The organism is Xenorhabdus sp. PB62.4 (assembly GCF_014467285.1).
Classification (GTDB): Bacteria; Pseudomonadota; Gammaproteobacteria; order Enterobacterales; family Enterobacteriaceae; genus Xenorhabdus.
Window position 1 is genome coordinate 1 of the sequence record NZ_NKHR01000081.1, and the last position, 1,153, is coordinate 1,153.

The following is a 1,153-nucleotide window of genomic DNA, read 5'->3' on the forward strand; positions in this document are numbered from 1 at the left end:
TGTCTAAAGAAAAGTTTGAACGTTCAAAACCGCACGTTAACGTTGGTACTATCGGCCACGTTGACCACGGTAAAACTACCCTGACTGCTGCAATCACCACTGTTCTGGCGAAAACTTACGGCGGTAACGCACGTGCATTCGACCAGATCGATAACGCACCAGAAGAAAAAGCACGTGGTATCACCATTTCTACTTCTCACGTAGAATACGATACCCCAACTCGCCACTACGCGCACGTTGACTGCCCAGGCCACGCCGACTATGTGAAAAACATGATCACCGGTGCTGCTCAGATGGACGGCGCGATCCTGGTTGTTGCTGCAACTGATGGCCCAATGCCACAGACGCGTGAGCACATCCTGCTGGGTCGTCAGGTAGGCGTTCCATACATCATCGTGTTCCTGAACAAATGTGACATGGTTGATGATGAAGAGCTGCTGGAGCTGGTCGAAATGGAAGTACGTGAGCTGCTGTCTCAGTACGATTTCCCAGGCGACGACACGCCAATCATCCGTGGTTCTGCTCTGAAAGCGCTGGAAGGCGAAGCTGAGTGGGAAGCGAAAATCATCGAACTGGCTGAAGCACTGGATACTTACATCCCAGAACCAGAGCGTGACATTGACAAGCCATTCCTGCTGCCAATCGAAGACGTATTCTCCATCTCCGGCCGTGGTACTGTAGTTACCGGTCGTGTAGAGCGTGGTATCGTTAAAGTCGGCGACGAAGTTGAAATCGTTGGTATCAAAGAAACCACTAAAACGACTTGTACCGGCGTTGAAATGTTCCGCAAATTGCTGGACGAAGGCCGTGCGGGTGAGAACGTGGGTGTTCTGCTGCGTGGTACTAAGCGTGATGACGTTGAGCGTGGTCAGGTTCTGGCGAAGCCAGGCTCTATCCACCCACACACTCAGTTCGAATCTGAAGTGTATATCCTGAGCAAAGATGAAGGTGGCCGTCATACGCCATTCTTCAAAGGTTACCGTCCACAGTTCTACTTCCGTACAACTGACGTAACCGGTACTATCGAACTGCCAGAAGGCGTAGAGATGGTAATGCCAGGTGACAACATCAACATGGTAGTTAACCTGATTGCGCCAATCGCAATGGACGAAGGTCTGCGTTTCGCAATCCGTGAAGGCGGCCGTACTGTAGG

The 1,153-nt window shown here is 51.4% G+C and carries 1 protein-coding gene; it reads left to right on the forward strand.

Going from position 1 to position 1,153, the window contains the following annotated elements; all coding sequences use genetic code 11:
- Nucleotides 1-1,153, forward strand: a 1,153-nt coding sequence (tuf, locus tag Xenpb_RS19280; RefSeq protein ID WP_187655729.1) for an elongation factor Tu, incomplete at both ends; no start/stop codon positions are given.